We start from the raw sequence: 12,798 nt of genomic DNA on the forward strand, positions 1-12,798 counted from the left end.
TACGCATGCGGTTTTGGCGGGCGCCAAGCTCGTCGTATGCGGTCCAGAAACAACGTCCTTCCAATGAGCGGCTGAAGGTCTGAACCTATGTGTCCGCGTGGACACATGCACTCAGACCGCAATGAACGAGAATCGAGACCTTCGCAGCAGGCTCGTCGTTGGCCAGAAACGGGACGGCCGGCGCGAATTTGACGAGGATGCTGTACGGGAACTGGTCGCACTGTGCCTGAAGCCGGGTGTGTCGATCGCGCGTGCCGCCATGGATCACGACGTCAACCCGAACCAGTTGCGCCGATGGATCGCGCGGTATCAGCCGCAGATCCTGCACGATTCCCGAGAACCGGACCCTGTGGTAATCGATGGCGTTTCGATCGACATTGCTGCGCGGACCGTCAGAAGCCCCTGTAGTGCAAGCACCTTACCAGCGTTTGTTCCCGTCATCTCTGCCCCGGTGCCGCCGTCGACACCGTCCACTCCAGTTCCATCGATGACGCTCGCGTTGCATGTTCGGTTACCTAACGGTGTCGAACTCAACTTCGGCGAGGCTGGCGTCGAAGAGATCACGACGATCGTCCAGGTGCTTGGGAGGCTGCCGTGTTCCGGTTTGACGAAGGTCTGAACGTCTATCTGCACCGCGATCCCGTCGATTTCCGGTTCGGAATGAACAGCCTGTCGATTCTCGTGGAGCAGGCGATGGGACTGAACCCGATGGACGCGTCGCTCTATGTGTTCACGAACCGGCGATGTGATCGTATCAAGATCCTCGGTTGGGATCACAACGGGTTCTGGCTATTGTTCAAGCGACTCGAAGAAAAGGACCGCTTCGTCTGGCCCGACAGTAGTACAGAGGTCGTCACGCTGGACGTCGAGCGATTGCAGTGGCTACTCAAGGGTGCTGACATTGCCGCGCTTCGGCGCCATCCGAAACGACATTATGCTCGTGTGAGTTGAACACGACATTGGCGTGCCGGTCTAAGCGACATGCCGATCAACGTCACCCTCTCTGCCGACGAGCTCAAGGCACTCCTGGCGATGCGCGAGGAGCACGCTGCGCTTCAGCGAGAACATGATGAGCTGCGCAGCACGCTGCGACTCGTGACAGCGGAGCGTGACCTCGCGGAGGAGCGCTTACGGGCTTACCGACGCGAGCTGTTTGGCGCAAAGAGTGAAGCGCGAGATTCTGATCAATACGGCTTGTTCAACGAAGCTGAGGCGCTCGGCGCAAACTCCACGCCCGCGCAGGAAGACACACCGGAAACGAAGGTTGACGCGCACACTCGCAAGAAGCGTGGTCACCGCAAGCCGCTCGATCCCAGTCTTCCGCGCGATGTCGTGCGACACGAACTGCCCGAAGCCGATCGCTTCTGCGCCAACGACGGTCATGCGCTTGTGGAGATCGGAGTAGAAACCAGCGAACAGCTGGACGTGATCCCGGAGCAGCTTCGGGTCATCCAACACCAGCGCGTCAAGTATGCCTGCCCGTGCTGCGATCTTGGCATCAAGGTCACGCCAGCGCCGCCGCGCATCATCCCGCGCGGACTCTTGAGCGAATCGGCGCTCGCGTGGATCGCTGCCGGCAAGTATCAGTTCGGGATGCCCCTCTACCGTCAGGCCGGCCTACTGCGACGCTTCGGCGGCGACATCTCATCGAACACCATCGCCGCGAGCATCGTCCGTGTCGGGCTTGCGACGCAACCTGTGATCAACCTGATGCGCGATGCGTTGCTCGATGCCGATCTGATCTACTGCGACGAGACGACATTCCAGGTCCTGAAGGAGAAGGGGCGCAAGCCACAAACAAAGAGCTATCTCTGGTCGCAGATGACCGGCTCGGGCACGCCGATCTGCTGCTTCACCTACACGCCAGGACGAGGTGCAAAGCTGGCTGACAAGCTGTTCGTCGGCGTGCGTGAAGGTGCGGCCCTGATGACCGACGGATACGAGCCTTACAATGGCATTGCCCAGCGTTACCAGCTCGTGCACCTCGGATGCTGGGTTCATTGCCGGCGCTACTTCGTCAAGGCAGAGGACAATGTGCCCAAGGCAGCGCGCTCGCCCGATCTGCTCGCGACGCGCTTCATCAAGCTGATCGGAAAGTTGTTCGTTGCCGAGGCGCGTAGCGCGAAACGGAAAGCCGACAGGCGGCAGCGATTGCGACGACGGTATAGTGCACGTGTGCTCGACGCCATCCACAATCTGATGCTCGAGCAATCGCCCGGTGTCCTGCCCAATAGCTTGCTCGGCAAGGCGCTAACCTACGTGCGCGAACAGTGGCCGAAGCTGATCCGATACGTCGAGAACGGCGATTGGCCCATATCGAACAACCCTTGTCATGCCGCTATCGGCATGACAAGGGTTATGCCGACTCCCCGATTATGCCGCGTCATGAATCAACTTCCATAACGATTGGGCGGATCCCTGTTCCGCACTGGTCGGATTGTCGGCATTATCAGAGAGCCTCTAGGAAGGCGAGCAACGGGTCTGGGGGTTTGTAGCGTGTTGGCGCGATGCCACTCGCTGTTGCGTGCGAGAGCGCGCTTTCCTTGAGTTGCATGTCAGCGTGCAAATAGACCTGAGTCGTCTCGGACGATTCGTGACCGAGCCAGAGCGCGATTACGGACAGGTCTACGCCGTGATGCAACAAGCTCATCGCCGCTGCATGTCGAAGCGTATGGGGTGTAACGGATTTTTTCTTCAGCGAGGGACACGAGAGACGCGCGATTTCGACGTTGCGTGACACGAGTCGCTGAAGGGCATCGGCACTGAGATGACCACCGCGCGAACTAGGGAAGACTGGATCACCTGGTTCTCCCTGCTGATACAACAACCACCCTTTCAGGACGGCAACCACATCCGGTCGCAGCGGCGTGCATCTCATCTTTCTGCCTTTGCCAAGACAACGAACGTGAGCGCCTGTGCCAAGCATCACATCCTGACGCCGGAGCGCGGTCAATTCGCTGTTGCGCAGACCCGTTTGAACCGCTACAAGAAGCAGTGTTCGGTCGCGGTTGCCGATCCATGTTCGTACATCAGGCGCCTCCACCAGAGCGGTGGCCTCGCTCTCAGTAAGAAACTCAACAGGGCCGTGTTCGCAGCGTTTAGATGGAATAGCAAGAATGCGCTGGCATTGCAGAAACAACGCTGGCTCGCTGACTGCGACGAACCGGAAGAATGCATGCACCGCGGCAAGCCGCGTATTGCGTGTCCGCACCGAATTGCTTCTGCCGAGTTCGAGATGCTGTAGGAATTTATTGATCAACGACATGTCGAAGTCTTCGATTTGCAGCTTCGACGGCGCGCGCCCGATTTGCTTCGTGGCAAACGCTAGCAGGAGCCGGAACGTGTCACGGTAACTTGCCACCGTATGCGAACTCAGACCTTGCTGCTCGAGAAGGCGTTGGGTAAAAAACCTTTGAACGAGGGAGGGAAGACTGGCGGCGTTCACGGCCGTTCTCCCGGACAACTCTTGCTGAGATAGCCTGCAGCAAGTTCAAGCAACTCAGGAACCGCTTCGATGTACCAGTACGTAAGACCGACGTTGACGTGCCCGAGGTAGGTAGCAAGTTTCGGCAATTCCCGACTGACCCTTGGCGGGCAGTTCAAATTCCTCCACTTACGGGCACGTAAATTCCCCCACCCCGTGAAGCAGGACGAGATGGTTTTTAGCTCTCTTTCGTCTTTCGCGCAAGGGCCTCGGCAGCCTCCTTGAGCCGATAGCTGCGCCCGGCGAACTCCAGCAGGTGGCAATGATGCATGAGCCGGTCGAGGATCGTGGTGCTCATCGTGTTGTCGCCGAGATAGGTGCCCCAGTCCTGCACGACCCGGTTGGACGTCACGACCACACTGCGGCGCAGCTTGTAGCGTTGATGGACGAGCGTTTGCAGCAACGCGCCCGCCTCGTCGGGGATCGTGCGCGAGAGGAACAGATCGTCGAGCACAAGCAGATCGCTCTCGAGGATGGCCCGTAGCCTCGCCTCGCGCTGGGCCGGCGGGCTCAGCGCGTAGCGGTTAAAGAAGTCATCCGTCTCGATGTATTGCACCTTGTGGCCATGCTGGACGGCCTGATACGCGACGGCCTTCGCAACGTGGCTCTTGCCGGTTCCGGTCTTGCCGATGATCAGCGCGTTCTCGCCGGAGGCCATGAACTTCAGGGCATGCAGCTGGAAACAGGCCTGACGCGGCAGCTTCGGGTTGAAGGACCAGTCGATTTCGGCGAGCGTGACCTTCTCCTCGAGTCCGGACTGCTGGTAGCGCCGCTCGATGAGCCGCGACTGGCGCCGGTCGAGTTCGTCCTGCAGGATCAGCGCGAAGGTCTCGAGAAACGGCTGCTGGCTGCCCTGTGCCTGCAGCACGCGGGTCTCGAGCGTGTCGCGCACGCCCGACAGGCGTAGCAGCCTGAGTGCGCGTTCGATGTCGGGTAGTGTGTTGGTCATTCAGTTTCTCCTGTTGTGGAGGGTTGAGTTCCGGCGTTGTGCTGTGCGCCGGCGTTGAAGAGCTCGCCGTATTCGGCGGCGGGCCGGATCAGGGCATGCTCCTGGGTAAGCGGCAAGGCGAGCTGCGGCGCGCGATCCAGGCGCTCAAGCGCCTGCTCGAACAGCCTCTCGACGACGGCGCGCACCTGCCGGTAGCGATAGAGGTGGTGACGCAGGGCGTGGTCGCAGGCCTGTTCGACGAGCCAGGCGGGATACTTCTTCGCCAGCGCGACGATGCCCCACATGCCGCGATGGCCGACGCGACCTTCCGCGTCGAACAGGTGCTGGCAGAGAGCCTTCGCCCGCGGTCCGATGTCGCCGGCGCTCGCCAGCGCCAGGCTTGTCTGGCGCGACGGGTTGAACGGGCGCTCGCTCTCGGGAAGCTCGAGCGAGCCGGGCTCGGTGTGGCGCGGATGCGTGCGCAGCAGCTCCTGGGTTCGGCGGTCGCGGATCTCCAGGGTGGTGTCGTAGATGCGCACGCACACGAGGGAGCCGATGGGCGCGGGACGGGCGGCATAGTGGCTGCGGTCAATGCTGACGGTGGTGTCGTCCCAGACGGTGCGCACGACCTCGGTGAAGTAGCGGAACCCGGTGAGCGGCAGCGCCTGCAGATGCGGCTTCTCCTCCTGGAACATCGCCTGGACCTGCCGCCGCGCGCTGCCGTGGATGCGTCTGGCGGCCCAGTTCTCCTCCCAGTGCATCAGGAATTCGTTCTGGGCTTCGATGGACTCGAAGCGGCGACCCTTGAGGGCTGTGCTCTGTGTATGCTTGATAGCGCTTTCCACGGTACCCTTGCGATTCGGATCTCTTACGCGTGCTGGGTCGGCGACGACCCCGTAATGCTCGAGCATCGCGGCGTAGAGCCGGTTGATTTCCGGTTCGTACAGGTCCGGCGTGATGACGCCCTCACGCAGATTATCAAGGACTACGTATTGAGTTGAACCTCCAAAGTACCGGAAGGCCTCTTCGTGAAGCTGTGCCCAGACGTGCTTGCTGGACTTCCACACTACGCGCCGGAAGCTGCGTCGCGAGTAACGCAGGGTCATGACGAACAGGCGCGGTTTCCGGTACCGCCCCGTCTTCGGATCGCGCGTCGGGGCGCCTTCGCCGTAATCGACCTGTGATTCCTCGCCGCAAGCGAACGCAAGGCGGTCGAACTGCTCGGGGTCGACGTGACGCAGGGCGCGCACGAAGCGCTTGACGCTGTCGTAGCTCGCGGTGAAGCCGAACTGGTCAACCAGATCCTGATAGATGGCCTGGGCATTGCGCTGCAGGCGTACCTGCTGCTCGATCCACTCGCGGTGGGGCTCACTTGCCGAGCGGGCGAAATTGAAGGGTTTGACCGGTGCGGCCATGCCGGAAGCCGGTGGGCGCGGAGATGGGGGAGTTTGCGGTGGAGGAGTTTGCGCGCCCATCGACCCGTCCGAGCCGGTGGGCGCGTTGGTGGGGGAATTTGCGCCCGCCGCCCGCTGGGATTCGTACATCGCCTGGTAGCGACGGATCGTCTTGCGATCGACGCCGGTGAGCTCATGGATCTTATGCTGGCTCGCCCCGCGCTCGAGCAACGTGAATATCGTGCTTTGCAGATGCTGCTTCAAAACGTTCACTCCCTGTTCTCCTTCTTGTTCGAAGGAGAAGAAAATAGACGTCCTGCAGCATCGTTGCCGACGGCTCAGCAGCTCAGCCGGCGGTCATCGGGTGGGGGAATTTGAAGTGCCCATCCCTGGGGGAATTTGGGTGCCCGCCAGGGCGACTGACGTCCAAACCGGCTCGATACCACTCGACCAGTCTTCCAGTCGCGAAGCTATGCCGGAAGTCCTGGAGGCGCGGACCGTAACCATCGCGCCCATCCTCCGTCGCCGGTCGCAGGCCAACGGCGCGCGACATTCTGACGAACATGCTTCGCGCACTGCAGGCCTTCAGTCGATTGCCGCGCTCACTGACCAGAAACGCCTCGCTCAATCGTAAAGGACAGAGCTGATCGCGTTTCTGGGCATAATGTCCGAGCGCCGCCCGGGTCGACTCTGCTACAGGAACAAAGCGCGACTTGCCGAACTTCGATTCCCGGATAGAGAGTATCCCGCTAACGAGGTCAACGTCAGACCGGTCGAGTCGAAGCGCTTCGCCGGGCCTAAGGCCGGTTGCTACAAGCAGACCTATGAGCGTCGAATACGTCAGTGCTCGCATGCCGGTGCGGGAGCGCAATTGAGCGGCTTGAGTCATCAGTAAAACAATTTCATGCTCAGTGTAGATATGCGGGGCATTGCGCCGTCTGCGTGCGCTCAGGAGTCCTGCCGGTGGAATTTGGTTTCGACTATCAATGACGTTCATCCATCTAGCGAATCCTCTTACCTGCGAAAGGCGCCGCCCCCAAGTGGCACGTTCGACATTTACGGACGCGGTCGACCAGCGCAGAGCTAGATCGGTGGTAATGAACTCGGCGCCTTCGCGTTCCAGAAGATCAACGAAATGGCCGAGCGCCAAGGCGGGTTCATAGAACGACGCTCCGAGAGTACGGCGGGCCGCCACGTACCGCGCAAGAGAGTCTCGAATCGCAGTCATATCGCACCTCCAACCGTGGGCCACGAGCGTGCGATCTCGCGCAAGTCCTCGAAGGCGACCTTCGCATAGATCGCGGTACTGTCCGGTGAGCGGTGTCGCAAGACCTCGGCTATTTCTGCCATCGAGGCCCCGTGGCAAATCATTGTCGTCGCGAGACCGTGACGGAATAGATGTGCGGCACCCCGGCACGCAGGGCGGAAGCCGGCCCGTGCGAAGGCCTGACATACAATCTTGCCAATCGCCGCCGGCCCCGCCAATCCAACCCGAGGTGCCAATCTGCGAAGGAAGACGCGCCGCGATGCACTCGGTCCACGACCATCGCGAAGATAAGCTGCGATTGCTTCGCCGACTTCCCATGGCAGCGGCACGTGCTCGACCATCTTCCCCTTACCATGAACGACGAGTTCCCCCGAACGCCAGTGAATGTCGTCGAGCTCGATTGCGACGATCTCTCCGGCACGTAAGCCGAGTCGCGCCAACAACAGCAGGATTGCATAGTCACGACGCCCCGTCGGAGTCGACCGGTTTGCAGATGCAATGAGCGCCTCTTGCTGCTCGGGCGTAAGGAATGTCGGTACCGTCGATTGCCGCCACTTACGAACCGAGGGCACTGCCTCATACAGGTCGCGGGCCGTATCGCCGCGCAGAAAGAGGAAATGGCAGAACGAGCGAAGCGCAACTGCCATCAGTCGCGTGTACTCCGCTGATCGACCTTTGCTGCGGGCAAGAAGATGATTCCGGATCGTTACCGCGTCAAACGCATCGGGCAATTTACTTCCGTCGCCAGCCGCGTGGCTGTCGAGAAAGTCGCGAATGAAAGGCCCGTAGACAAGCAGCGAATTCTTCGCTAGTCCGCGATCCTGCCTTAGATAATCCAGGTATCCCCGATAGATGTTCTCAATCTCCGACTGGCCGTCTAACGTCGGCGGGCACACAATGGCTTCCGCGCGCAGGTAGGCGAGAAACTGCCGTAAGGTGGGACGCGCACGCTGGACACGGTCTTGTGATGCGTCGATCATGCGCTTTATAAAGCGCGCCGTGACAGACTCATCGAGATTAATCAGGTCGATGTCCCCGTTCCTCATCCACGTAGAGAACGTATATAGGACACTTCGTTTCTTGCGAAGCGTCACCTCGGAATAGTGTGCCGCGCGTAGACGGTCAAGAAATGCATCAATGTGACGGGCCGGCAGCCCGCCAGATTTGCTGGCTCTGCGTGTCACCTTCATGTGATCTCTCCTGGCCAGCAAGAAAGCCAGCCTGAGAAATCATACGGTTATGCCGACACGGCAATCACGAACGACCCTATCCACCGTCGCGCGCATTCATGACGCGGCATAATCGGGGAGTCGGCATAATCCCTGCGAAAACTCAATCCGTCCCTTCTGCGTCGGGCGCCGCGGGTGGCTGTTCTCGGACACCGTCGACGGTGCGAACGCAAGCGCCAATCTCTACGCATTGGTCGAAACTTGCAAGGCCAACGGCATCGACCCGTATCGTTACCTCACCTGGCTGTTCCAGCGGCTACCTCTGGCAAAGACCGTCGACGACTACGACGCACTGCTTCCCTGGAAAATCCCTGCGGACCTTCGCTAACCCAACGCCGCGTTTACACATGCTGCACGCCGCACATCCCCCTCTGAGGGGCGTCGGTGATGGATCGCATACAGCTCGTCCAAGGGCGTCCAGCCGAATCCTCAGATAGCGCGCCGGCGCGCACTCCGGAGTTCGGTGGCCGCCAACGCCGACTTTTCGCGATGCTCCATGCCTGATAATTCGTATTATTACCCTTTAGATTAGTTTTGTTGCGCGAACGTGGAGATTGGTCGCAGATTCTTTTTCGCGGCCATAGCTTCTGCGCAACGACGCGGGTGGGGCGGTAGCGAATCTTAAAGATCTACCACGTGGTAGCGCAATGTCAGCGACTGGGCAACGAACTAACAGTGCGATCGTGCTCGCCCACAGCGACAAGCACTCTTTTTCTTTCCTGCATGATCAATTTCCACCGGCGGCCCATAAGGGCCACATGACGGCGTTACATTACTGCCGCAGTGATCGATGCGTCTGCAAGCTTGAGCGGGGACGCGTCAACCCGCGCGCGGTAATGAAGCACATACCGAACGACGTTAGACATGGGAAGATTTTGGACCGAACCAGCGTTTGGCGGGCACGACACCGGGGAAGAAACCGGCCTACGACGCGAGAATTCACGAAGAGGTGCGAACGGCACTCGAAGAAGAAGGTGAAAACATTCCGACGAAGAAGCGGTGGCCTGAACGTGCGTGCGCAATGCGAGCGGCGCAATGACGAAGATTGTTCAAGGCACGCGCGTGCGGTGCGCAGGCCCGACAAGATCCACGACTGAAGAAAGAACGGCAGCTTGAGTGCCTGCCGCGTGCCAGCCGGGGCAACCCGGCCGACTGACGAAAAACCGTTACTGGCCCATCTCTTTAAGAGATAGTGCATTTTTCACCGACGTAACGCCCGGTACACTCTTCGCTACCTTGCTGGCTTTATCGATTTGCGTGGAGTCGGGGACGTGTCCGGCAAGCACAATCGCACCACCTTTAGCGGTTACGTTGATTCCGGATGTGTTGACACCTCCATTCGACAGTGCATGAAGCACCTTCTTGCTCAGACCGCGATTCGCCTGTTTGGTCGCTTTCGCACTTGGCTCACTTGCTGGTGCGATGCTGGACTGAGCAGGCGCGGCAGCGGGTTCGCTAGTCTGCGACCATGCAGCAACGGATGCCGCAGCCATCAATGCCCCGCCAACCAACCTGAGTGTTCTGATAACCTTCATTGCTCGCTCCCGTTGTCAAAAGTCATGTTAGATCCCGACAGGGATCCTGGTCCGCTACGACGGTACGACCGTTCGCGCTTGGCGATGGTCGTTTGCTACCCTCCTTGCTCATAACGAATCGACATCGAATACGATTGACCTAGCTTCATAAGCACCGGCGGGAGTGTGTACTGTCTTCAAACAACCGCCCTGATTTTTCTGGTCTGCGGTCCAAGAGATCTGCACAGCGATTCTATAGGACATTCAGAAAGTGGCAACACTTTCACGGTGCCGACGATCGGCAGTTGTCGTGAAACAGCGACCCGATGACACAAGGCTGCGGAAATTCGTTTGGACGACGTTCTCCGCGCAGGGACGCACGCCAATCAACAATACGGCGGCGGATGCGACGCTGGCGGGTGGCAACAGTTGCAAGCCGATCGCGCCTCGCGCTCGAACTGTTCTGGACGGAGTTCAACAACCGGCGCCAGGTGGGAGCCTGTACGGGGCTGGTGGCCTAGCCCTACAACAGCGGCGAGAGCCAGGTCGACCAGGGCATCAGCAGACGGGGCAACCGACGAGTGGGCGCGTTACTCACCGGATGGCATGGTGCTGGCTGCGCTACCAGCCTGACAGCGCACTGACACGCTGGTTCAACGGCGTCATCCCCAGTCGGTCTGCCAATACCCCGGTCACAACGGAACCTAGCGCTCGCCCAAGCAGGTTGAAGGCCAAGGGGGCCTTCCCCTGGCGAAGACCTTTGACGACTACGGCGCGCTGCGTCCCTGGACGATACCCACGATCCTCACGTGCTCTGACGCATTAGGGGCCTGGGGAGCAATGGAACAGGGAAGTCAGTTAAGCCCGGCGAGCTCGCCCAAGGTATTTCATAGTTCGTTCCCTCTGGTCAAAGGGCGCAGCTCTGCGCGCGCGACGGACTCCGGCACCGAGAACGAATAGCGCCCGTTCGTCGCCAACCGCTCTGATCGACCGTGGCATGGAATTGCCCCTTCGCCGTGTTTTCTAGTCTCCCTCGCGTCCCCTCGAAGACGTCGATTGCCGGCACCTGCGTCGAGCGCCGCAAGCCGCTGCGTGACTCATTCGCCTCTGCATGGTGGCGAGGGGCGGACTCCTGCGCGCGGCCTGCAAAGTTGGTTACGATCTTTATGATGGCCTCCGCAAATTTGATTCGCTTACTGAACGGTGATCGTCCCTGGCTTTGATCTTCCTTGTCGGGGGGCTGCATGCCGGGTCCGTTGCCGCGCCTGAATGAGCCGAACCGCTACGGAGGGCTTTCCAGCCGCCCCATTTCCAGCGAGCATCCGTGGAACAGCGTCAAATCGGATGCCGTTGAAAACTCCGCCAAGACATGCGATCAAAATTCGCTGGGGCGTCGCGCAACTGGTTGCGATGCTGATACTTTTGGCCTGCGTGTCTATAGTCTAAAGCACGTGACCTACCCGTTTTTGACGATGCCACTGTAGGCTGCCCAGGTAGCGGCATGGGCGCGGAGCTTTCTCAGCCATCGGAACAGGGCCCCTTTCCAGTCGTCGTCATCCTTCATCGTTGGGATGGCGTGGGACGCACTACCGCTAGTGGACCCGTTGAACGCCGTCAACAGCGAGGGAGCAGGCGGGCCGTGTCTTCAAGTGAAGAAGCGCAGAAGCCGGCCGCCGATTCAGGCCACGGGTAATCGATTTGCCTGACGAGTGGCTCGGCCTTGCCAAAGCAACAACATTGCGCCAACCAGCGTAAGCGCCGCACAGCCCACGGCCATGAGCCAGAAGGAGTTCCAAAGCAGCGGGGCCAGCACGCCGGCTATCAGGGCCATGCCTGTGTATTGCAAAAGCATCTGGGAGGATGCGGCTAAGCCCGCGTTCTCAGGAAATGGTTGCAGCGCATGCCCTATGAGCAGCGGCATGGACAGGGCCACCATAAAGGCATAAGCACCCAACGGCACCAGGTGAATTAGCCCGGGTGCCACCAGCAGGGCCAATGCCACATTAATAAGATTGACAACCAGAAAGCCGAGGTAGGCCACGCGCACAGTGCGCTGCGTGCCCCATCGCTGAAGCAGGAGTGGCAGACATACCAGGCCCGCAATCAGCCCCAGCACCATTGGCACATATGCCACGTAGACCTCGGTCGCAGGGCGCCCCAAAAGATGGATTACATACTGTGGAGCGGCTGCGACATATAGGAACATCGCCATCCAGTTACAGGCATGGGCCACGGTCAGGCGCATAAACCAGGCCGACCCTAGCACAATGCGGTAGGCGCGCCACAGAGTGTCGGCGCGCATAGGCTGACGGCGGATACGCGGCAGGGTTTCCGGCAACAGCCGACTGTAGACCATCAACATCAGCACCGCCATCACCGAAAGGAAGGCAAATACTGCGCGCCACCCCCATACGAACGTCAGCCATCCGCCTAGCATGGGTACCAAGGTGGGCCCCAGGCACTGGACCATGCTCGTACGCGCAATCATTTTTTGTGCGTCGGCGCCTGAATACATGTCGCGAATGATGGCACGGCACAGAATCGTTCCTATGCCGGCTGCCAGGCCTTGCACGGTTCGCAGCACCCAGAGTTCCTCAATGCGCGTCACTTTTAAACACAACAAGGAAGACAGCAGCAGCACCACTAATACGAAACGCAGAGGCCTTCGCCTTCCGTAGGCGTCTGAAATGACGCCATGCCACAAGCACATAAAGGCATTGGCTACAAAAAAGAGCGACACCGTTTGCTGCACGGAGGTAGCCGATATGTGCAGGTCCTGCTGAATCGCCGTGAGGGTAGGCAACAGAATGTCAGACCACAGGGATACCAGAATGCCCAGAACCCCTAGCAAAGGCAGTGCTTGCGCGGGGCTCAGTGGTGGCCTTCTGTCGGATGGGGATTGCATGAGTGATGGGGTAATGGGTGAGTGACGACGTCCTTCAGATGCGCATAACGCGCAGCCAGACATCGTTCATTGGACCC

9 protein-coding genes and 3 pseudogenes are annotated in these 12,798 nt (G+C 60.0%); 5 read left to right on the top strand and 7 right to left on the bottom strand.

Annotation, left to right across the window (positions count from 1 at the left end; genetic code table 11):
• Positions 1-121: 121 nt before the first annotated feature.
• From AWB79_RS13145 to tnpC, 3 genes and pseudogenes are all read left to right on the top strand, one after another.
• A complete protein-coding gene (locus tag AWB79_RS13145) occupies positions 122-619 on the top strand; it encodes a transposase (protein ID WP_061168045.1) in 498 nt (165 codons plus the stop codon).
• Positions 595-951, top strand: a complete 357-nt coding sequence (gene tnpB / locus AWB79_RS13150; RefSeq protein WP_061167874.1) for an IS66 family insertion sequence element accessory protein TnpB — start codon at positions 595-597, stop codon at positions 949-951. Before AWB79_RS13145 ends, tnpB begins: the two co-directional genes overlap by 25 nt.
• A gap of 30 nt (positions 952-981) precedes the next feature.
• Positions 982-2,343: pseudogene (tnpC, locus tag AWB79_RS13155) on the top strand (IS66 family transposase); the annotation flags it as partial.
• Positions 2,344-2,449: 106 nt separating this feature from the next.
• Here tnpC and AWB79_RS13160 read toward each other — a convergent pair.
• The 5 genes from AWB79_RS13160 to AWB79_RS13180 all read right to left on the bottom strand — a co-directional run bounded on the left by AWB79_RS13160 (position 2,450) and on the right by AWB79_RS13180 (position 8,263).
• The gene (locus tag AWB79_RS13160) at positions 2,450-3,445 is read right to left on the bottom strand and encodes a tyrosine-type recombinase/integrase (RefSeq protein ID WP_061167876.1); all 996 of its coding nucleotides are present in this window, start codon (positions 3,443-3,445) and stop codon (positions 2,450-2,452) included.
• A gap of 217 nt (positions 3,446-3,662) precedes the next feature.
• Entirely contained in the window at positions 3,663-4,433 is a 771-nt protein-coding gene (gene istB, locus AWB79_RS13165; RefSeq protein ID WP_061167877.1) for an IS21-like element helper ATPase IstB, read from the bottom strand.
• Entirely contained in the window at positions 4,430-6,079 is a 1,650-nt protein-coding gene (gene istA, locus AWB79_RS13170) for an IS21 family transposase (RefSeq protein WP_061167878.1), read from the bottom strand. The genes istB and istA overlap by 4 nt, the downstream gene beginning before the upstream one ends.
• Before the next feature lie 73 nt (positions 6,080-6,152).
• Complete coding sequence (locus AWB79_RS13175; protein ID WP_232470895.1) at positions 6,153-7,034, bottom strand: tyrosine-type recombinase/integrase; 882 nt, start codon at positions 7,032-7,034, stop codon at positions 6,153-6,155.
• Positions 7,031-8,263: a site-specific integrase gene (locus AWB79_RS13180; protein ID WP_061167879.1), complete on the bottom strand. Its 1,233-nt coding sequence runs from the start codon at positions 8,261-8,263 to the stop codon at positions 7,031-7,033. The genes AWB79_RS13175 and AWB79_RS13180 overlap by 4 nt, the downstream gene beginning before the upstream one ends.
• A 124-nt stretch (positions 8,264-8,387) precedes the next feature.
• Here AWB79_RS13180 and AWB79_RS38210 point away from each other — a divergent pair.
• Positions 8,388-8,630 (top strand): annotated as a pseudogene (locus AWB79_RS38210) (transposase domain-containing protein); the annotation flags it as partial.
• Positions 8,631-9,468: 838 nt separating this feature from the next.
• Here AWB79_RS38210 and AWB79_RS38215 read toward each other — a convergent pair.
• Entirely contained in the window at positions 9,469-9,837 is a 369-nt protein-coding gene (locus tag AWB79_RS38215) for a BON domain-containing protein (protein ID WP_074169366.1), read from the bottom strand.
• Positions 9,838-10,256: 419 nt separating this feature from the next.
• Between AWB79_RS38215 and AWB79_RS40405 the strand changes: the two are divergent.
• Positions 10,257-10,498, top strand: a pseudogene (locus tag AWB79_RS40405) (transposase); the annotation flags it as partial.
• Between the two features lie 996 nt (positions 10,499-11,494).
• Here the strand turns inward: AWB79_RS40405 and AWB79_RS13185 are convergent.
• Positions 11,495-12,784, bottom strand: coding sequence for a multidrug effflux MFS transporter (locus AWB79_RS13185; RefSeq protein ID WP_082862356.1), 1,290 nt, complete (start codon positions 12,782-12,784; stop codon positions 11,495-11,497).
• Positions 12,785-12,798 lie beyond the last annotated feature (14 nt).

This window comes from Caballeronia hypogeia (assembly GCF_001544875.2).
Lineage (GTDB): Bacteria > Pseudomonadota > Gammaproteobacteria > Burkholderiales > Burkholderiaceae > Caballeronia > Caballeronia hypogeia.